At 75.3% G+C, this 24,764-nt stretch carries 23 protein-coding genes; 12 read left to right on the top strand and 11 right to left on the bottom strand.

Going from position 1 to position 24,764, the window contains the following annotated elements; all coding sequences use genetic code 11:
- Positions 1–39 precede the first annotated feature (39 nt).
- The 8 genes from G339_RS0127615 to G339_RS0127650 all read left to right on the top strand — a co-directional run bounded on the left by G339_RS0127615 (position 40) and on the right by G339_RS0127650 (position 6,624).
- Entirely contained in the window at positions 40–249 is a 210-nt protein-coding gene (locus G339_RS0127615; protein ID WP_019634302.1) for an MbtH family protein, read from the top strand.
- Positions 242–946: a GNAT family N-acetyltransferase gene (locus G339_RS35505; protein WP_019634303.1), complete on the top strand. Its 705-nt coding sequence runs from the start codon at positions 242–244 to the stop codon at positions 944–946. Before G339_RS0127615 ends, G339_RS35505 begins: the two co-directional genes overlap by 8 nt.
- The gene (locus tag G339_RS0127625; RefSeq protein WP_019634304.1) at positions 943–1,674 is read left to right on the top strand and encodes a thioesterase II family protein; all 732 of its coding nucleotides are present in this window, start codon (positions 943–945) and stop codon (positions 1,672–1,674) included. Before G339_RS35505 ends, G339_RS0127625 begins: the two co-directional genes overlap by 4 nt.
- A complete protein-coding gene (locus G339_RS0127630; RefSeq protein ID WP_019634305.1) occupies positions 1,671–2,591 on the top strand; it encodes an ornithine cyclodeaminase family protein in 921 nt (306 codons plus the stop codon). The genes G339_RS0127625 and G339_RS0127630 overlap by 4 nt, the downstream gene beginning before the upstream one ends.
- Positions 2,592–2,674: 83 nt before the next feature.
- A complete protein-coding gene (locus G339_RS0127635; RefSeq protein WP_019634306.1) occupies positions 2,675–3,508 on the top strand; it encodes an aldo/keto reductase in 834 nt (277 codons plus the stop codon).
- A gap of 46 nt (positions 3,509–3,554) precedes the next feature.
- Positions 3,555–3,893 carry a PadR family transcriptional regulator gene (locus G339_RS0127640; RefSeq protein ID WP_026341831.1) on the top strand — a complete coding sequence of 113 codons (339 nt, stop codon included), beginning with the start codon at positions 3,555–3,557 and terminating at the stop codon, positions 3,891–3,893.
- On the top strand, positions 3,890–4,969 hold the full coding sequence (locus G339_RS0127645) for a hypothetical protein (RefSeq protein ID WP_019634308.1): 1,080 nt from the start codon (positions 3,890–3,892) through the stop codon (positions 4,967–4,969). The genes G339_RS0127640 and G339_RS0127645 overlap by 4 nt, the downstream gene beginning before the upstream one ends.
- A gap of 845 nt (positions 4,970–5,814) precedes the next feature.
- Complete coding sequence (locus G339_RS0127650) at positions 5,815–6,624, top strand: MOSC domain-containing protein (RefSeq protein WP_019634309.1); 810 nt, start codon at positions 5,815–5,817, stop codon at positions 6,622–6,624.
- Between the two features lie 173 nt (positions 6,625–6,797).
- Here G339_RS0127650 and G339_RS0127655 read toward each other — a convergent pair whose 3' ends face one another.
- Positions 6,798–7,091: a helix-turn-helix domain-containing protein gene (locus G339_RS0127655; RefSeq protein ID WP_019634310.1), complete on the bottom strand. Its 294-nt coding sequence runs from the start codon at positions 7,089–7,091 to the stop codon at positions 6,798–6,800.
- Positions 7,092–7,258: 167 nt separating this feature from the next.
- Here G339_RS0127655 and G339_RS0127660 point away from each other — a divergent pair, with 167 nt between their 5' ends.
- Positions 7,259–7,951: an MBL fold metallo-hydrolase gene (locus G339_RS0127660; RefSeq protein ID WP_033324518.1), complete on the top strand. Its 693-nt coding sequence runs from the start codon at positions 7,259–7,261 to the stop codon at positions 7,949–7,951.
- A gap of 20 nt (positions 7,952–7,971) precedes the next feature.
- On the opposite strand, the gene G339_RS0127665 is transcribed toward G339_RS0127660, so the two are convergent.
- From G339_RS0127665 to G339_RS0127685, 5 genes are all read right to left on the bottom strand, one after another.
- Positions 7,972–8,562, bottom strand: coding sequence for a TetR/AcrR family transcriptional regulator (locus G339_RS0127665; RefSeq protein WP_019634312.1), 591 nt, complete (start codon positions 8,560–8,562; stop codon positions 7,972–7,974).
- 34 nt (positions 8,563–8,596) lie between these two features.
- The gene (locus G339_RS0127670) at positions 8,597–9,832 is read right to left on the bottom strand and encodes an MFS transporter (RefSeq protein WP_019634313.1); all 1,236 of its coding nucleotides are present in this window, start codon (positions 9,830–9,832) and stop codon (positions 8,597–8,599) included.
- A 105-nt stretch (positions 9,833–9,937) separates the two neighbouring features.
- On the bottom strand, positions 9,938–10,519 hold the full coding sequence (locus tag G339_RS0127675) for a GNAT family N-acetyltransferase (protein WP_019634314.1): 582 nt from the start codon (positions 10,517–10,519) through the stop codon (positions 9,938–9,940).
- The gene (locus tag G339_RS40935) at positions 10,516–13,449 is read right to left on the bottom strand and encodes a helix-turn-helix transcriptional regulator (RefSeq protein ID WP_019634315.1); all 2,934 of its coding nucleotides are present in this window, start codon (positions 13,447–13,449) and stop codon (positions 10,516–10,518) included. The genes G339_RS0127675 and G339_RS40935 overlap by 4 nt, the downstream gene beginning before the upstream one ends.
- 64 nt (positions 13,450–13,513) lie before the next feature.
- Positions 13,514–14,761 (bottom strand): glycosyltransferase, encoded by a 1,248-nt coding sequence (locus tag G339_RS0127685; protein WP_019634316.1) that lies wholly within the window; start codon positions 14,759–14,761, stop codon positions 13,514–13,516.
- Positions 14,762–14,915: 154 nt separating this feature from the next.
- On the opposite strand from G339_RS0127685, the gene G339_RS0127690 reads away from it, so the two are divergent.
- On the top strand, positions 14,916–16,175 hold the full coding sequence (locus G339_RS0127690; protein WP_019634317.1) for a serpin family protein: 1,260 nt from the start codon (positions 14,916–14,918) through the stop codon (positions 16,173–16,175).
- A 26-nt stretch (positions 16,176–16,201) separates the two neighbouring features.
- The gene (locus G339_RS35510) at positions 16,202–16,861 is read left to right on the top strand and encodes a hypothetical protein (protein ID WP_019634318.1); all 660 of its coding nucleotides are present in this window, start codon (positions 16,202–16,204) and stop codon (positions 16,859–16,861) included.
- Here the strand turns inward: G339_RS35510 and G339_RS0127700 are convergent.
- Genes G339_RS0127700 through G339_RS37170 form a run of 4 tightly spaced genes read right to left on the bottom strand, consistent with a single transcriptional unit; the run spans position 16,846 to position 22,504 of the window.
- Positions 16,846–19,206, bottom strand: coding sequence for an ATP-binding cassette domain-containing protein (locus G339_RS0127700; protein ID WP_019634319.1), 2,361 nt, complete (start codon positions 19,204–19,206; stop codon positions 16,846–16,848). The two genes, G339_RS35510 and G339_RS0127700, sit on opposite strands and share 16 nt — an antisense overlap.
- Positions 19,203–19,616: a VOC family protein gene (locus tag G339_RS0127705; protein WP_026341832.1), complete on the bottom strand. Its 414-nt coding sequence runs from the start codon at positions 19,614–19,616 to the stop codon at positions 19,203–19,205. Before G339_RS0127705 ends, G339_RS0127700 begins: the two co-directional genes overlap by 4 nt.
- Before the next feature lie 5 nt (positions 19,617–19,621).
- Positions 19,622–20,071 carry a helix-turn-helix transcriptional regulator gene (locus tag G339_RS0127710; RefSeq protein WP_019634321.1) on the bottom strand — a complete coding sequence of 150 codons (450 nt, stop codon included), beginning with the start codon at positions 20,069–20,071 and terminating at the stop codon, positions 19,622–19,624.
- A 45-nt stretch (positions 20,072–20,116) separates the two neighbouring features.
- A complete protein-coding gene (locus G339_RS37170; protein ID WP_019634322.1) occupies positions 20,117–22,504 on the bottom strand; it encodes a cellulase family glycosylhydrolase in 2,388 nt (795 codons plus the stop codon).
- Between the two features lie 110 nt (positions 22,505–22,614).
- On the opposite strand from G339_RS37170, the gene G339_RS0127720 reads away from it, so the two are divergent.
- The gene (locus G339_RS0127720) at positions 22,615–23,064 is read left to right on the top strand and encodes a peroxiredoxin (protein WP_026341834.1); all 450 of its coding nucleotides are present in this window, start codon (positions 22,615–22,617) and stop codon (positions 23,062–23,064) included.
- Here the strand turns inward: G339_RS0127720 and G339_RS0127725 are convergent, their stop codons facing one another.
- Positions 23,065–24,714 carry a CocE/NonD family hydrolase gene (locus G339_RS0127725; protein ID WP_157408046.1) on the bottom strand — a complete coding sequence of 550 codons (1,650 nt, stop codon included), beginning with the start codon at positions 24,712–24,714 and terminating at the stop codon, positions 23,065–23,067. It lies immediately after the preceding gene.
- Positions 24,715–24,764 lie beyond the last annotated feature (50 nt).

Consider the following 24,764-nt stretch of genomic DNA (forward strand, 5'->3'; position numbering starts at 1 on the left):
CGTCCGCGCCTTCGACCCCCGACCGAGAGGACACCCCCGATGACCAACCCCTTCGAGGACGCCGACGGCGCCTACCTGGTGCTCGTCAACGACGAGGGCCAGCACTCGCTGTGGCCCGCGTTCGCCGAGGTCCCCGCCGGGTGGACGGTCGCCAAGACCGAGGACACCCGCGAGGCGTGCCTGGCGTACGTCGAGGAGAACTGGACGGACATGCGCCCCAAGAGCCTCATCGAGGCCATGGGTGCCTGACGGCCCCGGCGGCGGCGCGCCCGGTTCGGGGACCGGGCGCGCCGCCGCGCCGCCGGTCACCGTCCCCGCCGTCACCGAGTGGGTGATGGAGATGCGCGACCCCGGCGCGCTGCGGTCCGCGCCGCCGCCGGAGACGCCGATGACGTTCTCCCGCGCGCTGCGGCCGTCGCCGGACGTCAGCCGCGCCCTGTACGCGGCGGTCGGCGCGCGCGTCTGCTGGACCGACCGGTTCGGCTGGACGCACGACGACTGGCTGGCCTGGGTGGAGCGGCCCGAGCTGGGCGTGTGGCTCGCGCTGGCGGACGGCACGCTCGCCGGGTTCTTCGAGATCGAGGCGCAGCCGGGCGGGGACACCGAGATCCACCTCGTCGGGCTGACCCCGGCGTTCGTCGGGTCGGGCAACGGCGGGCATCTCGTCGCCGAGTGCGTCCGCCGCGCCTGGGAGCGCGGCCGGACGTGGGCCGAGCACACCGGGGCAGCCACCCGCGTCTGGCTGCGCACGAGCACGCTCGACCACCCGAACGCGCTCGCGAACTACCGGCGGCGCGGCTTCGACGTCGCGGGCGAGACGACGTTCGCCAAGACCGTCCCCGACCCCCGCTATGCGCCGTGGCCCCTGCCCGAGGACCCGCGCGTCGAGCGGCGCGCCCGTGCGGTCCTCGTGGACGGCACGCGAGAGCAGGAGTTGATCCGATGACCTGGTTCCGCTGCCCCGAGCCCCGGCCGTTCGCGGCGCTGCGGCTGTTCTGCCTGCCGCACGCGGGCGGCTCCGCCGTCGCCTACCGGCCGTGGACGAAGGAGATCAGCCCGGCCGTGGAGGTCCACGCCGTCCAGTACCCCGGCCGCGCCGACCGGATGGGCGAGCCGCCGGTCACCGACGCCGAGCGGCTCGCCCGGCTCATCGCGGGCGCGACGGCGCCGCTCACCGACCGGCCCGCCGCGCTGTTCGGGCACAGCATGGGGGCCGTCCTGGCGTACGAGGTGGCGCGGCTGCTCCAGGAGCGCGGCGCCCCGCCCGTCCACCTGTTCGTGTCGGGGGCGCGGCCGCCGCACGACCGGGGGGACGAGCGCGTCTCCGACCGCGACGACGACGGCCTGGTCGCCGCGATGGCGGAGCTCGGCGGCACCGACGCCGACGTCCTCGCCAACGCCGAGCTGCGGGAACTCGTGCTGCCGTACGTCCGCAACGACTTCCGGCTCATCGAGGACTACGCGCACCGCGCCGGGACGCGGCTGACCGTGCCCGTCACCGCGATCATCGGGGACGCCGACCCGCACGTGGACGAGGCGACCGCCGCCCGCTGGTCCGAGATGACGGACGGCCCGTTCCGCCTGCGCGTCCTGCCCGGCGACCACTTCTACCTGGTGCCCCGCCGGGCGGACGTCATCGCGGAGATCCACGCGGCCCTGGGCGTCCCCGCGTGACGCTGCTCCTCGACCGGTCCACACTGGAATCCGTCCTCGAACCGGCGCGCTGCGTCGCGGCGCTGCGCGCGGGCTTCGTCGCGCCGCCCCCGCCCGTCCCGGCCCATCGCACGGTGGCGAAGCTGCCCGCCCCCGGCGGCGCGACGGCGCTCCTGCCCGGCCTGGTGGACGGGATTCCCGCGTACACCGTCAAGGTCAACGCGAAGTTCCCGGCCGCCCGGCCCGCCCTGCGCGGGGTGGTGTGCCTGCACGACCTGGCGTCCGGGGAGCTGCTGGCGCTGCTCGACTCGGCGACCGTCACCGCGTGGCGGACCGGCCTGGCCGCCGCGCTCGGCACGCACGTCCTGGCCCGGTCCGGCGCGGTCGCGGTCGGCGTCGTCGGCGCGGGCGCGCAGGCCGAGCTGGTCGTCCGGGGGCTGGCCGCGCTGCGGGACGTCCGGTCCCTCGCGGTCTGCGACCTGGACGCCGACCGCGCCGCCGCGTTCGCCGGGCGCCACGGCGGAGCCCCGGTGGGCTCGCCGCGCGAGGCCGCGCGGGACGCCGACGTCGTCGTCACCGCGACGTGGTCGCGCGAACCGCTGCTGTCGGCCGCCGACGTCGCGCCCGGCGCGCACGTCACCGCGCTCGGCGCGGACGAGCCGGGCAAGGCGGAACTGGCCCCCGACCTGCTGTCGTCCGCGCGGGTCGTGGTGGACGACGTGCCGCTCGCCACCGCGACGGGCGTGCTCGCGGGCGGCGCGGTCGCCGGTCCGGCGGTGCTCGGCGACGTGCTGCGCGGCCCCGCGCCGGGCCGCCGGTCGGCCGGGGAGGTCACGGTGTACGCGCCGGTCGGCCTGCCGTGGCAGGACCTCGCGCTGGCGTGGGAGGCGTACGGGCGGGCGGGGGAGGGCGTTCCGGCGTTCGACTTCCTGGCGTGACCGTTTGTCGTGGGTTGCCCCGGTTATAGGAAGATGAGCGGCCGCCCTTGATAGGGCGAACATCGTCTTATGGGGGATTTGCCATGACTGACGTGCCGGACATCACCCTCAACAACGGCGTGACGATCCCGCAACTGGGCTTCGGAACGTTCCAGATCAATCCGGACGAGACGCGCGACGCCGTCCTGGCCGCCTTCGAGGTCGGCTACCGCCACATCGACACCGCCGAGATGTACGGCAACGAGCGCGGCGTCGGCGACGCGGTCGCGGAGTCCGGCCTGGACCGCGACGAGGTCTTCGTGACCAGCAAGCTCAACAACAGCTTCCACGCCCGCGACGACGCCCTCAAGGCGTTCGACCAGACGATGGACGACCTGCGCCTGGACCGGCTCGACCTGTTCCTCATCCACTGGCCGCTGCCGCAGGTGGGGGACTTCGTGGAGACGTGGCGGGCGCTGGAGGAGATCTACGCGTCCGGGCGCTGCCGCGCGATCGGCGTCTCCAACTTCCAGCCGCCCCACCTGCGGCGGCTGCTGGAGAGCACCGAGACCGTCCCGGCCGTGAACCAGATCGAGGTCCACCCGTATCTGACGCAGGACACCGTCCGCGCGTACGACCGCGAGCACGGCATCGCCACCGAGGCGTGGTCCCCGATCGCCAAGGGCAACGTCCTCTCCGATCCCGTGATCAAGCAGATCGCGGACCGGCTCGGCCGCACGCCCGCGCAGGTCACGCTGCGCTGGCACGTGCAGCGTGGCGACATCGTCTTCCCCAAGTCGTCCTCGCCCGAGCGGATGCGGGAGAACTTCGACGTCTTCGGGTTCGAGCTGACGCCCGCCGACGTCGAGGCGATCAGCGCCCTCAACCGCGACGAGCGCACCGGCCCCGACCCGGACACCTTCAACTTCGCGGGCTGACCGGCCGCCGTTCGACATATGCCGATGGACGACCTATAGTCGCGGCATGGCATCCACAGCGATGCAGGAGCCGACGCGCCTCCTGCTCACCGCCCTGGCCGACGAGCCCAGGCACGGCTACGCACTGATCAAGGAAGTCGAGGCGATCTCCTCGGGCCGGGTCCGGCTCCGGACGGGGACGCTCTACTCCGCGCTCGCCCGGCTCCAGGAGCAGGGGTGGGTCGAGGCGAGCGGCGAGGAGGTCGTGGACGGCCGGCACCGGCGCTACTACGCGCTGACCGACGAAGGCGGCGCCGCCCTCGCCGAGGAGGCGGCCCGGCTGCGCTCCCTCGCCGCCGAGGCGGACCGCCGTCTCGCGCTGCGCACCCGGAGCGTGCCCGCGTGAGCGGCCGTCCGGACGGCGCGCCCGACGACCACCGGGGCCGCGCGCCCGACGACGGCCGGGGCGGCGAGTCCGCCGAGCGGCTGGCCGGGCTCGTCGTCCGGCTGTACCGCCCGGCCGCCCGCCGCGACCGGGCCGCCGAGATCACCGACACTGTCCGGGACGCGCTGCGCGGCCAGGGCCCCGCCGGGGCCGCGCGTGAACTGGCCGACCTCTTCGCGCACGCGCTGCGGCACCGCCTCGGCCTGACCGCGTCATCGCGCTTCGGCGCGGCGGTGGCCGCCGCCGCGCCGCTCGCCGCCGCGTCCGGGGCCGTCCTGTCGGCCGTGTTCCTGCTGTTCGCCGAGTGGGACTGGCGGGCGCAGGCGCTGCCGAACCCGTCCGCGCCGCCGAGTTTCGGCCCGTTCACGACGCTCGGGCCGGTCGTGTACGCGTGCTGGCTGCTGGTGCTCGTGGCGGCGACCCTGGGCCACCGCCGCGCGACGAGGGCGTTCACGGGCGCGAGCGTCCTCGCCGCCGCCGCGACGTTCCCCCTCTCGGCCGTCACCGGCGTGCCCCGGCCGCCGCTGTTCGTGCTGGCCCCGCTGGTGTTCTTCGCGGCGGTCGTGCTGGCCGCGCCGGTCGATCCCCTCGCCCCGGAACGCGCCGACCGCAGACCGGTCCCGCTGCTGGCCGCGGCGGGCCTCGCCGCCCTCACCGCCGCGACGTTCGCGAACGGCGACTTCTGGGAGACCACTCGGATACCGGGCATCCCCGCCACCCGCGAGTCCCGCCCGCTCTGGTACCGCCACGGCCCCTCGGCCGCCGAGATCGGGTTCTGCATCGCGGCCCTGCTCGTCGTCGGCCTGGTGGCGGCCCTGCTGCTGATGCGCCGGAACCCGCCTCTCCCGGCGGCGGTCCTGCTCATCGCCCCGCCCTGGCTCATGCTGGTCCGCGACTACAACGTGCAGGAAGTCCTGGGCGGCCGAGAGGCGCTCATCTGGACCGCCGCAGCAACCTTGGGCACCGCGCTGGCCGCCCTCACCGCCACCGCCACCACCCGCCTCCACCGACCCCCCGCCGCGCCGACCCCCGACTGACCCCATCCCACCACCCGCCCAGAACACGACCACCACACCACAAACCAGAACACCGCCCACACAGCGGCCCAAGCGGAACAGCCCCGCCCAACACACCGCACACCCCGAAAAGCCCGATCGGGTAACGCCCGGTCGGGCACCGCACGCCGGAGCACCGCACGCCGGAGCGTCGCACGGTCGGGCACCGCGCGGCCGGGATAGCGCCGCTGAGTGCCGCGCGGCCGGCGCGGAACATGGCCGGGGCAGAGCATGCGGGCAGGACACTGTAGGGCCGGCGTGGCGCGGATCGGAGTGGCGCGCGGCGGGCCACCTCCCGGTCGGGCGTCGTGCGGCGGAGCACCGCGCGGCGGGGCGTCGTGCGGTGGGGCGTTGTACTGCGCGGTGCCGTGTGACCGGGCACCGCGCGGCCGGGATAGCGCCGCTGAGTGCCGCGCGGACGGTGCGGAAGATGGCCGAGGCAGAGCGTGCGGTCAGGGCAGGGTACGGCTGGCGTGGTGTGCGGCCGGACTGGTGTGCGGCCGGGCACTGCACGGCGGGGGCATCACACGGGTGAGGCAGCGCAGGGGGTGGTGTTTAGCCGGAGGCGCAGCGTGCGGGCGGTGTAGCGCATGGCCGCACCTGCGCCCCCGGCTTGGGAAGTACGGGCGGGGCGCAGGAGGGCCGGGAATGCCGCCGGGGCGGCACGTGGGTGGGGCAGCGTGCAGGCGGGCGAGGCCGAGGTAGATCGGAGGTGGGTCCAAGGAAAGGCCGGAAGGGGTGGGACGGGCGGGAGGAGAGGGCGGCCGGGCGGGTGCGAGTGCGGGGAAGGCGGGGCGGGGGGGGGGGAGGCCCGGCATCATGGCCGGGTGCAGACGATCGAGGAGATCCGCCGCCACCCGGTGAAGTCGATGCTCGGGGAGCGGGTCGCGGTGGCGGAGGTGACGTCGGCGGGCGTCGAGGGGGACCGGGTGCTGGCCGTCGTGGACGCGGCGACGGGCCGGGTGGCGTCGGCGAAGAACCCGAGGCTGTGGCGCGCGCTGCTGGCGGTGGCCGCCCGCACGACCGGCGACGGCGTCCACCTGACGTTCCCGGACGGCCGAACGCTGGCCGCCAAGGAGGCCGACGCCGCACTCTCGGAACTCGTGGGCCGCCCCGTCCGCCTGACGGACGTCCCCCCGGAGTCCGGAGCGGTGGACCGCGCAGTCCCCGAACAGGTCCTGGAACAAGGCATCACCGCCGACGTGGCCGTGGAGCCCAGCGCCCTCCGCGCGGGATCGTTCCACGACTTCGCCCCCGTCCACCTCCTGACAACAGCCACCCTCGCAGCAGTAGCCAAAGCGGCAGAAACCCCCATAGACCCGACCCGCTACCGCCCCAACATCCTCATCAACACACCAGAAGCCGAACCCGGCTACCTGGAGAACACATGGGTCGGCCGAGAAATAAAGATCGGCGACGAACTACTCCTCCGCGTAATAGCAAGAACCCCCCGCTGCGCAATCCCAACCTTGGAACACGGCCCTCTACCCCGCCTCAAAGAAGCCCTGGGCATCCCAGCCCGCGACAACCGCCTAGAACCAATCCCCGGCATGACCCCCCGAGCCTGCGCAGGCATCTACGCCACAGTCCTCCACCCCGGCGTAATCCACCCGGGCGACCCGGTCCACCTCCGCTGACCCCATCACCCCACAACCGTGACCAACCCACCCGAACTTTGACGGCTCCTGGCCGCGGGACCGCCCGCGGAGACGCGGGCATGAATGCCGCTCATCCCAGCCCGGTTGGTCGCGTGCGTCGGCGGGCGAGGCCCGGCTGGTCGTGTGGGCCGCGCGCTTTCGCGGATGGTGGGTCAGGCGGCCAGTTGGTAGGTCTGCTGGGTGGTGAGGTGGATGGTGCGGGGAGTGGGGGCGGGGCGGTGGCGGAGGATTTCGGTGGAGACCTCGATCAGGAGTTGTTCGAGGGTGATGCCCAGGGCTCGGCAGATCGTGGCGAGGAGTTCCGAGGAGATCTCCTTGCGGCCGCGCTCCACCTCGGAGAGATAGGGCAGGGAGACGCGGGCCAGCTCGGAGACCTCGCGGAGGGAGAGGCCGCGGGTTCGGCGGAGTTTTCGGAGTACGCGTCCGAGTGCTTCCCGCAGTAGCACTGCGCCTCCCTAGTACCTCGGCCGGGGCGTCTGCGGATCAGCCTAACGACCGGGCGGCGGCGGGTTGGGCTGTGGCGGTTCTGCTCTGGGCAGAGAAGGGTTCTTCGTAGCGCGGGAGGCGGCGCAGGGTGGGGTGGGCCGCGCAGGGCGGCCGGGGGAGGGGAACGATGGTTGCCACGGAGCTTTCGGAGGGTTTGTACCGGCTCGGTCTCGGGCGGTACCAGGCTTACCTGTGGCGGGACGGGGACCGGGCCACGTTGGTCGACACGGGCGAGGTCGGGTCCGGGGCGCTGATCGTCGCCGCACTCGCGGAGATCGGGCTGTCGCCCGACGCGCTGGAGCGGGTCGTGCTCACGCATTTCCACGACGATCACGCGGGGTCGGCCGCGGAGATCGCGGCGTTCGGCGTGCCGGTCGTCGCGCACGCCGCCGACGCGCCGGTACTGCGCGGCGAGGTTCCCGGGCCGCCGCCGGACTTCACGCCGTTCGAGCGCGAGTTGCACGCGCGTACGGCGGCCGGGTTGAGGCCCGCGCCGCCCGTGGCGGTGGACGTCGAGGTGGCGGATGGTGACGTGCTCGATTTCGGCGGGGGCGCGCGGGTGGTTTCGGTGCCCGGCCACACGGACGGAAGCATCGCGCTGCACCTGCCCGAGCACGGTGTCCTGTTCACCGGTGACCTCATCGCCGAATACGAGGGGGAGATCATTCCGGGCGTCTTCAATCTGGACGCCGCCGAGGCCGCGCGGTCGTTCAGGAAGCTCGCGGCCCTGCGCCCCACCACCGCGTGCTTCGGCCACGGAGAACCCGCGATCGGCAACGCGGACGCGTTGATCGGAGCGCGGGCCGAGGCGCTCGCCTAGCGGTCGCGCTCGCGCCGGACCTAGGACGCCTCCGGAGCGGCCAGGGCCGCGTCGAGGAGGGCTTCGGCGGCCGCGCGGGCCGTGTGCGCCGCCGTCCGGTCGCCGTCCAGCCGCGCCGCCAGGGACACCCCGTCGTACAGCAGGTGCAGCCGCCGCGCCAGCTCCGCCGGGTCGGGGACGCCCGCGTCGGCCGCGAGGCCCGTCAGGGTCGTGCGGAGCCAGGCGCGGTAGTCGCGGGCCGCGCGGTCGGCGGCGCTGCCCGCCGGGGACTCGGCGGACGCGCTGATGAACGCGCACCCGTGGTAGTCCGGCGAGGCGACGCTCTCGGCGAGGGAGTCGAACACGGCGAGCAGCCGGTCCCGGGGCGAGGCGGCCGCCGCCAGGTGCCGTTCGAGGCGGGCGCGGACGCGCTCGTGCCGCGACTCCAGATAGGCGCGGACGAGCCCGTCCTTGCTGCCGTAGGTGTTGTAGAGGGACGCCTTGGCCACCCCGGCGCGCTCGATGACCCGGTCGATGCCGACCGTGTGGACGCCTTCGCGGTAGAACAGCTCGTTCGCCGCGCTGAGCAGCCGTTCGCGGGCCGACGACCGGACGGAAGCCGTGTTCGACATTCCCAGCACCTCTCCTCCACGAACCGCGCTCATCCTATGCGCGGACGGCCCGCCGCGACCCGGCCCGCGGCCGGTCCAGCAGCAGCCCGACGAGCGCGGCGAGCGCGAGCAGCACGACGGCCGCGCCGTACTCGCGGGCGGTCACCGCCAGCCCGCCGCCGTGGACGACGAGGAACCCCGCGACGACGGCCGGGACTCCCATCCCGAGGTACGACACCACGAACACCACCGACAGCACCCCCGCCCGCTCGTGCGGCTCGGCGAGCGGCGCGACCATCCGGATGCCGCCCTGGAACCCGGACCCGAACCCGAGCCCGGCGACGGCCGTCCCGGCGAAGAACCCGGCCGCCGATCCGGCCGCGTCCGCGGCGAGCGCGGCGGCGACGCCGACGGCGAGCGCGCCGATCCCGAGGAACAGCACCGGCCGGACCCGCATGTCGCGCAGCAGCAGCGTGGACAGCGCCGCCGTCCCCGCGAGGGTGAACAGCCCGAGCCCGCCGTACAGCGCCGAGCGCGAGTGGACGAGGTCGGCGGTCAGCGCGGGGCTGAGCGACCCGTAGAACCCGGCGAGCGCCCACACCGCGAACAGGATCGGCGCGGCGATGAGCATGGGCCGCCGGACGTGCCGGGGGACGCGGACGTCCGGCCGCAGCGCGGCGAGCGCGCCCGGCTTGCCCGGCGCGGTCTCGCGGAGCGCCGCGACCCCGGCGATCTGCAGCAGGAACACGACCGCGAGCAGCAGGTAGATCAGGTGCGTGGGGGCGGGCAGGAACTGCACGACGACCGCCGAGGCCAGCGACCCGCTGGCGGTGCCGACGCCGGGCGCGACGGAGTTGGCGACCGCGCCGCGCGTCCGGTCGACGTCGAGCATCCCGGCCCCGATCGCGCCGAGCGCGGCACCGGTGGCCAGGCCCTGGACGACCCGCGCCGCCATCAGCACCCCGACGCCGCCGGCCCCGGCGAAGACGAGCATCGTGAGGGCCTGCACGGCGAGCGCGGCGATCAGCACCGGCCGCCGTCCGACGTGGTCGGAGACGCGGCCGAAGATCAGCAGCGCGGCGAGCACCGCGACGGCGTAGATGCCGAACACGACCGTCGTCGTGATCGGGGAGAACCCCCATTCGGCCTGGTAGGTGGCGTACAGGGGGGTCGGCGCGCTGGACGAGGCCAGCAGCGAGACCGCGATCGAGGTGAGCAGCGCGAGGGCGGCCACCGGGTGGGCTCGGGGGGCGGGGGCGGTCCGGACGGGGGAGCGGAGCAGGGTGCTCACGGGAAGTCCTCAGCGATTGAGTAGACCAGTCTGTTCAGAACACCGTCGAATCTAGACAGACCCGTCTAACCAGTCAAGCCGGGCGGAGTGTGGCGCCGGTCTCGGTCAGCGGCCGTCCGTCGCCAGCCGCGCGTGCAGGTGCGAGTCGTGCCGCACCCCGTCGCAGTCCACGAAGGAGTCCCGCATCGTCCCCTCCAGCAGGAACCCGGCCTTCTCCGCGACCCGGCACGACGCCGTGTTGACGAGCACGTGGTCGAGCGTCACCCGGTGCAGCCCGAGCCCGCCCCGGACGGCGGCCGCGAACGCCCGGCCCATCAGGGCGTCCAGCGCGCGGCCCGCGACGCCGCGCCCGCGCGCGGCGGGCGTCACCCAGTACGCGGCGACCGCCTGGTCGGGAATGCGGTGGATGTCGCGCAGGCTCACCGATCCGAGCAGCGTCCCGTCCGCCGCGTCGACCACCGCGAACGACGCCAGCGCCGTGCCCCGGCCCGTCGTGCGCGAGCGGAGCCAGTGCCGGGCGCGCTCGGCCTCGGGGACGGCGCGCACGACGCCGCTCACCGCCCACCGCAGGATGTCCGGGTTGGCCAGCGCCGCCGCGACGGCCGGCTCGTCGGCCGCCTCGAACGGGCGCAGCAGCAGGTCGCCCGCCTCGATCGGCCGGGACGGGGACGGCGCGGCGAAGATCATTCCTCTGTTGTACCCGCCCGGCGCGCGACCGCCGCCGCCTGCGTCCGGCTCGACGCCCCGAGCTTGCCGAGGATGTTGGAGACGTGGACGCTCGCGGTCTTCGGCGAGATGAACAGCCGCGCCGCGATCTCCCGGTTCCCGAGCCCTTCCGCGACGAGGTCCAGGACCTCCCGCTCGCGGGCCGTCAGCGCCGCGAGCGGCGACGACTCCCACCCGTCCGGTTCCGTCCGCGCCGTCCCAAGCCGCGCCCGCGCGCCCAGCTCGTGCAGCGCCGCGAGCAGCGGCCGCGCGCCCAGCCGCTCGGCGGCGGCGATGGCCGCCGCCCACTCGGCCGCGGCCGCGGCCCGGTCGCCGCGCGCGGCCAGCGCCGCCGCCAGCCGCCACCGCGACCGCGCCGCCTCGTAGACGAAGCCCGTCCCGCCGTTCTCGAACGCCTCGACCGACGCGCGCCACAGGTCCGGGTCGTCGGCCCCGTGGGCGCGGCGGTGCTCGGCCTCCGCGCGGGCCAGGAACCCGCGGCCCTCGTAGCCGACGTGGGCGCGCGGCTCGCCGTCCGGGGCCGTCGTCGCGGCGACGCGGGCGCGCTCCAGCAGCCGGTCGGCCCCGGCGAGCGCGGCGGCGAGCGCCGCGCCGTCGCCCTCGGCGCGGGCGCGGGCCGCCTGGTCCGCGTGCGCCCACAGGCCCGTCGCGGCGATCCGGATCGCCGCCGTGTCCGCCGCGTGGGTGGCGGCCAGCACCTCCGCGACATGCTCCAGCGCCGTCGCCGCGTCCCCGCCGAACAGGGCGTGCTCGGCCGCCAGGCCGCGCCCGATGTAGGCGATGAGCTGGTCCTGCGGCCAGATCGGCGCCAGCCAGCGCAGCCGCTCGGCGGCGACCGGCGTGCCGCGCCCGACGTCCAGGAACAGCGCGTACGCCGACACCTGCGCCTCGAACGGCCGCGTGAACCGGACGCCGAACCCGGACGCGAGCTCCGCCGCCCGGTCCCAGTCGCCCGCGGCGTAGTGGACGAGCATGTCCATGCAGCGCAGCAGCACCCCGTCCGAGCTCCACTCCAGCCCGTGCTCGCGGACGTACCGCAGGTGCTCGCCGATCTCGGCCGCCGCCGCGGCGAAGTCGCCCGCGTCGTACGGCTCGCGCGCCAGGTTGAACGCGGCGCGCAGCACCACGTCGTGGTCGCCCGCCCCCACCGCGAGATCGTGGGCGCGGCGGAACAGCCCGCCCACGTCGGCGCGCGCGTCGCGCTGCTCGCGGTACCGGGCGAGCGAGATCAGCGCGCTGGCCTCGGCGTCGACCGCGCCGACCGCGCGCGCCGCCGCGATGGTCTCGGCGGCGCGCTCCTCGTAGCCGTCCTGGTCGTCGTCGGCGAGCAGGGACCGCAGGAGGCCCGCGAGCGCCCGCGCGCGCTCGGGCGTCGGCGGGTCGGCGGGCAGCAGGTCCACCGCGTCGCGCACGACGGCCAGCGCGGCGTCGTGGTCGTCGACCTGCTCCAGGTGGTGGGCGAGCCGGACGCGCACCTCGGTGCCCGTCCGCGCGTCGACCGGGCCGCCGTCGTCCAGCAGGCCCCGCAGCCAGTGGATCGCGCGGTGGACGTCGCCCGCCCGCGCCGACGCGCGCGCGGCGGCCAGCTTCAGCGCGGGCTGGCCCGCGTCCGCGGCGGACGCCGGGGCGGGGACCGCGTGCCACAGCGACAGCGCCCGGTCGTAGTGGTCGCGGGCCTCGTCCGGGGCACCCATCCGCTCGGCCTCCCGCGCGGCCGCGACGGACGCGCCGAACGCGGTCGGCAGGTCGTGCGAGGCCAGGCTGTGGTGCGCCAGCTCGGCGTGGGCGCGCGGGCGGCCCTCGGCGGCGAGCGCGGCGAGCAGTTCGGCGAACGCCGCGTGCAGCCGGACGGCCTCGCCGGGCAGCAGGTCGGCGGCGACGGCCTCGCGCAGCAGCGCGTGCCGGAACCGGTAGCCGTCCGGGCTGTCGGGGACGAGGAGCTGGTGCGAGACGATCTCGCGCAGCGCCGCGCCGACGGCGGGCTCCGACAGCCCGGACACGCGCCGGACCAGCTCGTCGTCCACGCGCCGCTGGACGACCGCCGCGACCCGCAGTACGCGCTGCGCGTCCTCGGGCAGCCGCTCGACGCGGGCCAGCAGCAGGTCGGCCAGCGCGGCGGGCAGCTCGTCGCCGTCGCGGGCCGCCGCGTGCAGCTCGGCCGCGTAGAACGCGTTGCCCTCGGACCGGTCGTGGATGCGCCGGACGACCTCGGGGCCGACCGGCCGGTCGCCGTCCAGCGCGGTGAGGAACGCGGCGGTCTCGTCGGGGCCGAACGCGGGCAGCGCCACCGACGCGACGTTCGGCAGCCGCAGCAGTTCGGCGACGACGGGCCGCAGCGGGTGCCGCCGGTGCAGGTCGTCGGTGCGGTAGGTGCCGATGAGGCAGACGCGCTCGCGGTCCAGGAGGCGGCACAGGAACGTCAGCAGGTGCCGGGTGGAACGGTCCGCCCAGTGCAGGTCCTCCAGCACCAGCAGGACGGGCTCGGCGTCGCCCAGCTCGCCGAGCAGGGCGAGCGTCGCACCGAGGAGCTGCTGGCGGCCGAGGTCGCCGAGGTCTTCGGGCCCGCCGCCGCCGTCGGGGAGCAGCCGCAGCAGCGCGGGCCGGGCGGCGACCGCCGCGCGCAGCCCGGGGTCCGCCCGCGACGCCGACCACAGGGCGTCCGACAGCGGGAGGTAGGGCATCGTCTCGCCCAGCTCCGCGCACTGCCCGACCAGCACGGTCGCGCCGCGCTCGCGCGCCCGCGCGGCCAGGGCGCGGGTCAGGTGGGTCTTGCCGACGCCCGCGTCCCCGCCGACCAGGACGACCCCGGCCGACCCGGCGGCGGCGCGGTCCAGCGCCGTGGCGAGCACGTCGAACTCGGCGCCGCGCCCGATGAGCGTGTCGGTGACCATATGTCGATTATCAGGCAGAAAGCGGAGTGGCCCCGGTCCGGGACCGGGGCCACTCCGCGGAAGGTCAGCTCGCGAGCGCTTCGGCGTCCTGCTCGGGCGCGGCCTCGACCTCCGGCTCCGGCTCGGGCTCGGGCAGCACCCGCTCGTAGGCGCGGGCGGCCTCGGCGGCGATGCGGCCCCAGCCGTAGCGGGAGCGGGCCCGGTCCACCGCCGCGATCGACCAGCCGTGCAGCGTGGTCTCGTCGGCCAGCAGCCGCCGCAGCGTGCGGCCGACCGCCGCCGGGCGGCCCGCCGGGACGTGCAGCCCGGTGATCCCGGACAGGACGCTGTCGGCGTTCGCGCCCGCCGGGGTCGTCACGACCGGGACGCCGCAGGCCATCGCCTCGACCGCGACCTCCGGCACCGGCAGCGTGGGGGAGAGGCTGAGCAGCAGCCGCGCCGAGCGCAGCAGCTTGGGCAGCGCGCGCGGCGCGACCGCGCCGGTGAACTCGACCCGGTCCTCGACGTGCAGCTCCTTGGCCAGCAGCGTCAGCCGGTGGACGTCCGGGTCGCCGCCGAGGCCCTCGGCGTCCGGGCCGCCCGCGACCACCAGCTCGGCGTCCGGGACGTGGACCAGCGCGCGGATCGCGGCCTCCGCGCCGCCGTCGCCGAGGTCGCGCGGCATCGTCAGCAGCCGCGCCCGGCCCCGGCGGCCCCCGGCGGCCGGGCCCTCGGGGGTGAAGCGGTCGTCGTCGACGCCGAGCGGCAGGACCCGCACGGCCGGGCGCGGCACGCCCATCCGGGCCAGCGCCTCGGCCTCGGCGGTGTGGGCGGCGAGGACGAGCGAGGCGTCCCGGCCGATCGCCGTCTCCACGCGCATCCGGGCCGGGTGGACGGGCCGTCCGGCGCGCCGGTCGCCCGCCGCCAGCCCGTGGTAGCTGAGCACGAAGGGGATGTCCAGCTCGCGGGCGGCGGCGCAGGCGGCCAGCCCGGCGATCCAGCCGTGCGCGTGGACGACGTCGGGGCGGGCCGCGCCGGTCCAGCGCTCGCGCAGCGCCTCGGCGAGCGCGCCGACGTGCCGCAGCGCGGCGTCCTCGGTCAGCGGCTCGGCGGGGCCGACGTCCAGCAGCCGCAGCGCCGCGCCGGACGCCAGCCGGGAGCGGCTGCGCGCGTCGGGGTCCTGGCGGCGGGCGAAGATGGTCACACGGTGCCCGGGGCCGCCGTCGTCGGCGGGGCGGGCGAGGGAGCGGGCCAGCTCGCGGACCCGGGCGGCCTGCGGGGTCGCGGTGGCCAGGTCGGCGAGGGTGACGAGCGCGAGAGCGGGACGACGCATGAAAGCCTCCGGGTTTAAAGACAGGGCAAACCTGGAGGTATCTGCGTCTTAGACACCTGCTCGCCCCCTGTTCTGTCCCGTCCGAGGGTCCGCCAAACCCGGTCGGCCGAAAAATCCTCCGGAACCCGGAGAACTCCGGCGGCGTCCGACGGTCATGGGCCTGATCCGCACGATCCCCGGCCGCGCCTTCGCGGCGGCCGCCTGCGCCGCGCTCCTCCCGCTCGCCGCCGCCTGCGGCACCGCCGAGGGCCAGGAGCCCCGGTCGCTGAAGGGACACGCGCGGAGCGTCCCGGCCGCCGACCCCGCCCCCTACGCCCGCGCCGACACCGAGTTCGGCCTCGCGCTGCTGGACCGGTGGTGCCGCGCCGAACCCGACCGCAACCTCGTCCTGTCCCCGAGCAGCCTCGCCGCCGGACTCGGCATGGCCGCGCTCGGCGCGCGCGGCGACACCGCGACCGCGATGGCCAAGGCGCTGCGGCTCCCGGCGGGCGACCCCGTCCCCGGCCTCGCCGCCCGCACCGCCGCGCTGCGCGGCGTCCGCCGCGACGGCGTCGAACTGCGCGTCACCGACCAGATCTGGGCCGACCGCGGCCTGCCGCCCGCCCAGGACTACCTCGACAGGGTCGCGACCGCCTACGACGCGGACGTCAAGTCCCTCGACATCCGCAGCGACCCCGAGGGCGCGCGCCGCGCGATCAACGCGGCCGTCGCCGACGCCACCGCCGGGCGCATCACCGGCCTGCTCGGCGAACGCACCGTCACCGCCGACACCGGCTGGGTCCTCACCGACGCCGTCTACCTCAAGGCCGACTGGGACACCGCGTTCAAGCGCAGCGACACCGGCACCGAGCCGTTCACCACCGCCGCCGGGAACCGCGCCGACGTCAGGATGATGAGCTCCGGCCACAGCCTGCGCACCGCCCGCGCCGGGGGCTGGACGGCCGTGGACCTGCCCTACAAGGGCGGACGGCTCAGCATGACCGCGCTGCTGCCCGACTCCGGCGCGCGCGGCTGCCCGTCCCTGCGCGCGGACGACGTGGACGGCGTGGTGAAGGCGCTCACGCCCGGCCTCGTCAGCCTCTCGTTCCCCAAGCTCGACCTGAAGACCCGCCTGGACGCCGTCCCGCTGCTGAAGGACCTCGGCATGGGACCGGCCTTCGGCGACGACGCCGACTTCACCGGCCTGTCCCCGCACGCGACCTCGCTCGGCTTCGTCCGGCACGCCGCGATGATGAAGGTGGACGAGCGCGGCACCGAGGCCGCCGCCGCGACCGGCGCGGGCATCGGCGCGACCGCCGTCCCGCAGCCGCGCGAGCGGATCGTCTTCGACCGCCCGTACGTGCTGGTCGTCCGCGACGGCACGACCGGCGAGCCGCTGTTCCTGGCGCGCGTCGCGGACCCGTCCGAAGCGTGAGGACGGGCCGATGAGACCCTGACCGGATGAGGATCTGGTACGCCGCCTACGGGAGCAACCTCTACCGCCGCCGGTTCGCCTGCTATCTGGCGGGCGGCCGGCCGCCGGGCGCGGCCGTCACCTACTCGGGGTGCCGCGACCCGCGCCCGGCCGCCGCCGACCGCGCGCTGACGCTGCCCGGCGGGATCTACTTCGCCCACTCGTCCCCGACGTGGGGCGGCGGCGTCGCGTTCTACGACCCGGAGCTGCCGGGCCGCGCCGCCGCCCGCGCCTACCTGCTGACCGCCGAGCAGTTCGGCGACGTCGTCGCGCAGGAGATGCACCGCCCCGCCGGAACCGACCTCGACCTCGCCGAGGTGCTGGCCACCGGCCGCCAGACGCTCGGGCCGGGCCGCTACGAGACGGTCCTGCTCGTCGGGGAGCACGAGGGCGACCCGGTGCTGACGTTCACCGCCCCGCACCCCCTCGACGGCGCGCCCGTCACCGCCCCGACCGCCGCCTACCTGGCGATGCTCGGCCACGGGCTGCGCGAGGCGCACGGCTGGGACGCGGGCCGCGCCGCCGGGTACCTGGCCGGGCGGCCCGGCGCTGCCGGGGCGTGGACGCCGGGCGCGGTCCGCGACCTGCTCGTCGCGCCGCGCCCCGCCGGGGACGACGCGCTCGCGGGCGGTCAGCCGCCGACGTAGGCGGCCAGATGCTCGCCGGTCCGCGTCGAGCGGGCCGCGACCAGCTCGGCGGGCGTGCCCTCGAACACGACCCGGCCGCCGTCGTGGCCCGCGCCGGGCCCGAGGTCGACGATCCAGTCCGCGTGCGCCATGACCGCCTGGTGGTGCTCGACGACGATCACCGACGTGCCCGCGTCCACGAGCCGGTCGAGCAGGCCGAGCAGCTGCTCCACGTCCGCGAGGTGCAGTCCGGCGGTCGGCTCGTCCAGGACGTACACGCCGCCCTTCTCGCCCATGTGCGACGCGAGCTTGAGCCGCTGCCGCTCGCCGCCGGACAGCGTCGTCAGCGGCTGGCCGAGCGCCAGGTAGCCGAGGCCGACGTCGGCGAGCCGCTCCAGAATCCGCTGCGCGGCCGGGGTCCGCGCCTCGCCGGAGCCGAAGAACTCCAGCGCCTCGGCCACCGGCATCGCCAGCACCTCGCTGACGTCCCGGCCGCCCAGGCGGTACTCCAGCACCGACGCGTCGAACCGGCGGCCCTCGCACTCCTCGCACGTCGCCGCGACGCCCGCCATCATCGCCAGGTCGCTGTAGACGACGCCGACGCCGTTGCACCCCGGGCACGCGCCCTCGGAGTTCGCGCTGAACAGGGCGGGCTTGACGCCGTTGGCCTTGGCGAACGCCTTGCGGATCGGGTCGAGCAGACCGGTGTACGTCGCCGGGTTGCTGCGCCGCGAACCGCGGATGGGGCTCTGGTCGATCGACACCACGCCCGCGCCCGCCGGGATCGACCCGTGGACGAGCGAGCTCTTGCCCGACCCGGCGACGCCCGTCACGACGACGAGCACGCCCAGCGGGATGTCGACGTCCACGTCCTGGAGGTTGTGCGCGGACGCGCCGCGGATCTCCAGCGCCCCGGTGGGTTTGCGGACGGCCTCCTTGAGCGCCGCCCGGTCGTCCAGGTGGCGGCCGGTGACGGTGCCGGACGCCCGCAGCCCCTCGACCGTCCCCTCGAAGCAGACCGCGCCGCCCGCCGTCCCCGCGCCGGGGCCGAGGTCCACGACGTGGTCCGCGATGGCGATCGTCTCCGGCTTGTGCTCGACCACCAGGACGGTGTTGCCCTTGTCGCGCAGCCGCAGCAGCAACTCGTTCATCCGCTGGATGTCGTGCGGGTGCAGTCCCGTCGTCGGCTCGTCGAAGACGTACGTGACGTCGGTGAGCGACGACCCGAGGTGCCGGATCATCTTGACGCGCTGCGCCTCCCCGCCCGACAGCGTCCCCGCGGGCCGGTCGAGCGACAGGTAGCCGAGGCCGATCTCGGTGAACGAGTCCAGGACCCGCCCGAGCGCCGCCAGCAGCGGCGCGGCGGACGGCGCGTCCAGCCCGCGGACCCACTCGGCCAGGTCGCTGATCTGCATCGCGCACGCGTCCGCGATGCTGATCCCCTCGATCTTCGAGGACCGCGCGGCCTCGCCGAGCCGCGTCCCGCCGCACTCCGGGCACGTCGTGAACGCGACCGCGCGCTCCACGAACGCGCGGACGTGCGGCTGCATCGCTTCCTTGTCCTTCGCGAGCATCGACTTGCGGACCCGGGGGACCAGCCCCTCGTAGGTCATGTTGATGCCCTCGATCTTCATCCGCGTCGGCTCGCGGTACAGGAAGTCGTGCAGCTCCGTCTTCGTGAACTCTCGGATCGGCTTGTCCGGGTCGAAGAACCCCGACGACGCGTACAGCCGGTAGTTCCAGCCGCCCGCCTTGTAACCGGGAATCGTCATCGCGCCCTCGGACAGGGACTTGGCGTCGTCGAACAGCTCGGCCAGGTCGATGTCGGAGACCGTCCCGCGGCCCTCGCAGCGCGGGCACATGCCGCCCATGCGGCTGAACGTCTGCTTCACGGTCTTGTTGTCGCCGCGCTCGACGGTGATCGCGCCGCTCGCCCGGACGGTCGGGACGTTGAACGAGAACGCGTTCGGCGACCCGACGTGCGGCGTCCCGAGGCGGCTGAACAGGATGCGCAGCATCGCGTTCGCGTCCGTCGCGGTGCCGACCGTGGAGCGCGGGTCCGCGCCCATCCGCTGCTGGTCGACGACGATCGCGGTGGTCAGGCCCTCCAGGACGTCCACGTCGGGCCGCGCCTGCGACGGCATGAACCCCTGCACGAACGCGCTGTAGGTCTCGTTGATCATCCGCTGCGACTCGGCGGCGACCGTGCCGAACACCAGCGAGCTCTTCCCCGAGCCGGACACGCCGGTGAACACCGTCAGCCGGCGCTTGGGGATCTCGACGCTGACGTCCTTCAGGTTGTTCTCCCGCGCGCCGTGGACGCGGATCAGGTCGTGGGCGTCGGCGGCGTGCCGCGCGCCGCTCATCGCCGGGCCTCCTGGACGCGGACCAGGTTCCCCGCCGGGTCGCGGAACGCGCAGTCGCGGACGCCGTACGGTTGGTCGGTCGGCTCCTGGACGACCTCGGCGTCGCGGGCCTGGAGCCGGTCGAACACCGCGTCCACGTCGGGCGCGGCCAGCACGATCATGCCGAAGGTGCCCTTGGCCATCATCTCGGCGACGGTCCGCCGCTCGTCCTCGGTGACGCCCCGGTCCGCGCCCGGCGGGTACAGGACGATCGACGGGCCCTCCCCGCCCTTCGGCCCGACCGTGATCCAGCGCAGCCCGGCGTACCCCACGTCGTCGCGGACTTCGAAGCCGAGGACGTCCCGGTAGAACCCGAGGGCCTTCTCCGGGTCGTCGTGCGGGAGGAAGGCGTGGTGAATGCTGATGTCCATGCCGGTCACGCTAGTTGCGGCTCGGGGGAGCGGGCTTCTCGATTCCTGACCGGTCGGGTCACCTGCCGCGCCACGCACGACGGCATGCCCGCCGTCGCCCGCGCCGCGCGGCGGCGGTACTCGCTCGGCGGCACCCCGACCAGCTCGGCGAAGCGGGTGCTGAACGTGCCGAGCGACGAGCAGCCCACCGCGAAGCACACGTCGGTGACGCTGAGGTCGCCGCGCCGCAGCAGCGCCATCGCCCGCTCGACGCGCCGGGTCATCAGGTACCCGTAGGGCGACTCCCCGTACGCCTGCCGGAACCGGCGGCTGAGGTGCCCGGCGGACATGTTCGCGCCGCGCGCGAGGGCCTCGACGTCCAGGGGTCGCGCGTACTCGCGGTCGATCCGGTCCCGCACGCGGCGGAGCCGCGCGAGGTCGTCGAGCCGCTGCGCCTCGGTGATTCTGCTGGTCACAACCCCGATAGTGCCACACGGTCCCGACAAAACGACCGCGTCGGGCTAGCCGACCGCCAGTCGGTATGTCCCTCGGGCGCAGCCGCCGACGCGCCAGCCGCCGTCGGCCCTGCGGACGTCGAGGCGGTCGATGTTCGTCGTCGCGGGGGCCGGACGGGCGTCGCCCGGCACCCAGACGTCCAGCGCGCAGGACCCGCCCGCCGCCCGGCCCCGGAGGACGAACTCCTTCGTCTCCGGAACGGACCGCAGCGAGAGCAGCACGCCCGGCGCCGCGCGCGGATAGGCGCGGGACAGTTCCTCGACGCCCTCGGGATCGCGGGGAAGGAACCTCCCGGTGGCGCAGTCGAGGTTGTTGAGCCCGTTCCCGGTCGGCCCGGCGCCGTTCTGCGGGTCGCCGCACGCCTGTTTCCAGACCCAGAGCGCGCCGCCGATCAACGCGTCGTCCTCCTGCCGGGAATAGCGCCGCAGTTTGCCGACCATCGCGGCGTCGTCGCCCCAGAAACCCCATTCGCCGCTCCAGACCGGCAGGTCGCGGGCGGTCCGCCGGGCGATCCGGAAACCGTGCTCGACGGACGTCATGGCGGGCAGGCCGAGGGACGCGTCCATCGTGATCGACTCCGCGTACAGGTGCGGCGCGAAGACGACGTTCGGGTCGTCCTGGAACGAGCCGCGCGGCATCGCGTCGAATCCGGTGCCGGACCAGAAGATGCTCGGTTCGGCGAACAGGATGTGCGGGCGCTTCTCGGCGGCGCGGACGGCGCGCAGGACGCGGTCGTAGAAACGGCCGAGCAGCAACGTCGAGGTCAGCGGGGCCTGCTCGCCGAAACCCGGCTCGTTCAGCGGGTCGAATCCGGCGACGGACGTGCTTTCCGCGTAGCGCCGCGCGAGCATTCCCCAGACCTTCACGAGATGGTCCTGAACGCCGTCGCGGTCGTAATAGAAATTGGTGAACGCGCGGTCTCCGGCGGGGGAGATGTCGCGGCCGGTGAACTGGCAGCGGGGCGCGCCGTCCGTGCGGGTCGCCCAGGCGGGCGCGCCGTCGTAGCCGTCCATTTTCGACGTGCCGAGCGGGCAGGACGTCCCGGCCGGCGTCGCCTGGTTGTTCCAGCCGTCCTGGTGCATGTCGAGGACGGTGTAGATCTCGTGCTTCTCCGCCCAGTGGACGGCCTGGTCGATCTTCCGCAGGTAGTTCTCGTCGTACCGGCCCGGCTGCGGCTCGACGGCCGACCAGGACACCGCGAGCCGCACGACGTTGCGGCCGAGCGCCGCGATCTGCGCGAAATCGTCTTCGGTCAGGGGAAGCGTCGCGGGCGTCTTCGGGTCGCGGACGTAGAAGTCCACCAACTGGTTGACGTTCACGCCGCGCAGCAGCACCTGCCTGCCCCCGTCATCGACGATGCGGGGGTGCGCGCCGCGGACGACGTGCAGCGCCGGGAGCCCGGTCCCGGCGGCGGCCCGCGCGGCGGGGGCGGCGTCCGGCCCGGCGACGACCACGGCGGCGACCGTCGCCGCGACGGCGAGCACGCCCGCGAGCGCGCCCCGGACGGCGGGCGCGCCGCGCGCGGCGGCCCAGGCGAGCAGCGCGGGCAGCCACCCGACCGCCGCGCCCAGCGACGCGCCCTCGCCGAGCCGGACCCACGCGGCGGCGGGCGTCTGGAACGGCGCGCCGAACCCGTCCACGACCAGCAGCCCGACGACCTGCGCCGCGCCGAGCGCGAGGCCCGCCCACAGCGCGCCGAGCCAGCCGCCGAGGAACGCCCCGCCCGGCGTCGGGAACCGGCGGGCGAAGGTCCGCTGCGTGCGCGCGAGCGCGAGCAGCAGCACCGCCAGGCCGAGCACGACCCCGACCGCGCCGCCCCGCGGATCGACCGTGGGCAGCCGGTCCGGCAGGTCGCGGGACCAGTGCGCCCCGACCCACGGCCCGGTCGCCGCGACGGCCGCGACGGTGAGCGCGGCGATCGGCCGGTGCGCCCGGTGGGCGGGCTCGACGGGCTCGGCGGGATTTTCGTCGGCGCGCGGGACGAACAGCGTCGCCGCCGCCACGACCGCCCCGTACAGCGCGGCCTTCGGCGCGGTGTAGCTCGTCGCCCACAGCAGATCAAGGATGTTCAGCTCGGGCGCCGTCGCCACGACCGAGGCGACGGCCTTCGCGACGACGGCGACGAGCACGAACCCCGCCCACATCGTCGCGAACCTCGCCCGCCGCCCGAGCCGCCCGAGCCCCGCCGCGACCCACGCCGTGCCGAGCACGAGCAGCGGCAGGTACACGGCCACCGGCGCGACCTGCCACCGGGCCTTCGGCAGCACCGGGCCGGGCACGCCCAGCAGCGCGAAGAACCCGACCGGGTCCAGAACCGCTCCGGCCAGCGTGAGCGCGAGGACGGCCCCGCCCGCCGTGGACGCGAGCGGCAGTGCGCGGGGGCGTGGCCTCATGGGCGCTCCTAGCTCCGGGGGGGAGCGCCAAATTACATGAAGGAATCTCACTTTCGCTAGGGAGAACCCGGCTATGGCGGCGCGCGGCGCCGGCGGTCAAGATGGGGATCATGAAAATCGGTGATGTCGTCGAAGACTTCGCGCTCCCCGACGAGACCGGGACCGTCCGGACGCTGACCGGCCTGCTGGAGCAGGGGCCCGTCGTGCTGTTCTTCTACCCCGCCGCGCTCACGCCCGGCTGCACCGCCGAGGCGTGCCGCTTCCGCGACCTCGTCGCCGAACTGGCCGAGGCCGGCGCGCACCCCGTCGGGATCAGCGCCGACGAGGTGCCCCGGCAGAAGGAGTTCGCCGACAAGCACGGACTCGGCTACCCCCTGCTGTCCGACCCGGCCGGGCACGTCCGCGAGCGGTTCGGCGTCAAGCGCGGCATCGCGTTCGCGCCGACGCGGCGGCAGACGTTCGTCATCGGGACCGACCGGCGCGTCCTGGAGATCGTCAAGAGCGAGATCCGCATGAACGTCCACGCGGACCGCGCCCTGGCGGCGCTCCGCCGCGCCTGACTAGGAGCGCGGCCGGACGCGCGGCAGCACGACCGACGACGCGTGCGCCGGATCGTGGAAGACCTCCTGCACGACCGGCACCATCCGGGTGGCCGTGCCGACCGGCTCGCCCGTGCCCGGATTGCGGGCCACGCGCGGGTACGCGCCGCCGCAGACCTGCACGCGCAGCCGGTGCCCGGCGCGGAACCGGTGCCCGGTCGGCCACAGCTCGACCGACACGCGGCGCACGCCGTCCGCGTCCGCCTCCGGCGCGTCCGGCAGCAGCCGCCGCATGCCCTCGCACAGGTTCAGCGACGTCCCGTCCGGCGCGACGTCGCACAGCCGCACGACCACGTCGTGGTGCCCGCTGTCGGCGCGGACGAACAGGTCCGCGCGGACCGGCCCGACGAACTCGGCGTCCTCGGGCAGCGGGTCGGAGGTGTGGACGAGCACGTCCCGCCGCTTCTCCAGCTTCCGCTGGTCGGTGACGGGTTTGCTGCCGCCGAGCAGCGTCGGCCCGCCGAGGAACGGCGTCGGGTGCAGCGGGTCGTAGCGGAACCGGTCCGGCGCGGACGGCGGGGGAGCGCCGGTGCCGAGCCCGCCGTCCGGCTGCAGGTACCACGCCTCCTCCCGCATCCCGGGGACGGGCCAGTCGGGGTACTCCCGCCACTCGTCCGCGCCCGTCACGAACAGCCGGACGGGCTGCGCGCGCAGCCCGGACGGATCGTCCAGCAGATGCGCCCGGAACCACCGCAGCGCCTCGTCCACCGAACCGCGCATCATCCGCTGGTCGGCGTGGAACCACGGACCGATCGTCAGGTGCGGGCGGCGGCCCGCCGCGCGCAGCGCCGCGTAGTCCTTGAGCTGCCACGGCAGGAAGATGTCGTACCAGCCGCCGGTCATGTTGACCGGGGCGCTCACCTCCGCGACGGTCGGGGAGAAGTCGCGGCGGTCCCAGAACGGGGTGTCGGGGCCGTTGGTCAGCAGGTCCTGGAAGAACTTCTGCGGCTCGCCCGTCGCCAGCCGGTCCAGTTCCGCGATGGGGCGGCCCGACAGCGCGGCGCGGCGCGCCCGGCGCGGCGAGAAGAACCCGGTCGTCAGCCCGGACAGCGGCGACTTCAGCCGGGCCGTCAGGTCCACCCAGATCAGCGTGGACTCCAGCGCGAACGTGCCGCCGACGTTGATCGCCTCGCGGAACTGCGATGCGGTGACCTGCATCGACAGCGCCCGCAGCTCGGGTCCGGCCTCGGCGGCGACGGCCCACTGGACGTAGCCGAGGTAGCTCGGGCCGTGCATGGCGAACGTCCCGCCGAACCAGGGCTGCTCCTTGAGCCAGGCGATGGTGGCCAGGCCGTCGTCGCGCTCGTCCAGCGCCTCGAACTCGCCGCCGGACCCGAACCCGCCGCGCACGCTCTGCACGACGGCCTGGAAGCCGTGCGAGGCGAACGCCTGGCCGCACATCAGGCCGAACGGCCCGCGCCGCCCGTAGGGGGAGCGGACCAGGACGGTCGGCGGCCGCTCCACGCCGTCCGGCGCGTAGTGGTCGGCCAGCAGGACCACGCCGTCGTGCGCGGGGACGCGCAGGTCGCGGGTCACCGCGACCCGGTGGGGGCCGTTCCGCAGTCCGAGCGCCGTGACCCCGAGCCGGCGCATCACGCCCACGCCTACCATTCTCCCGATCGTAACCGGGGCCCGGCCGCCCCGATCGCCCGCCCCGCGCC

The organism is Actinomadura atramentaria DSM 43919 (genome assembly GCF_000381885.1).
Classification (GTDB): Bacteria; Actinomycetota; Actinomycetes; order Streptosporangiales; family Streptosporangiaceae; genus Spirillospora; species Spirillospora atramentaria.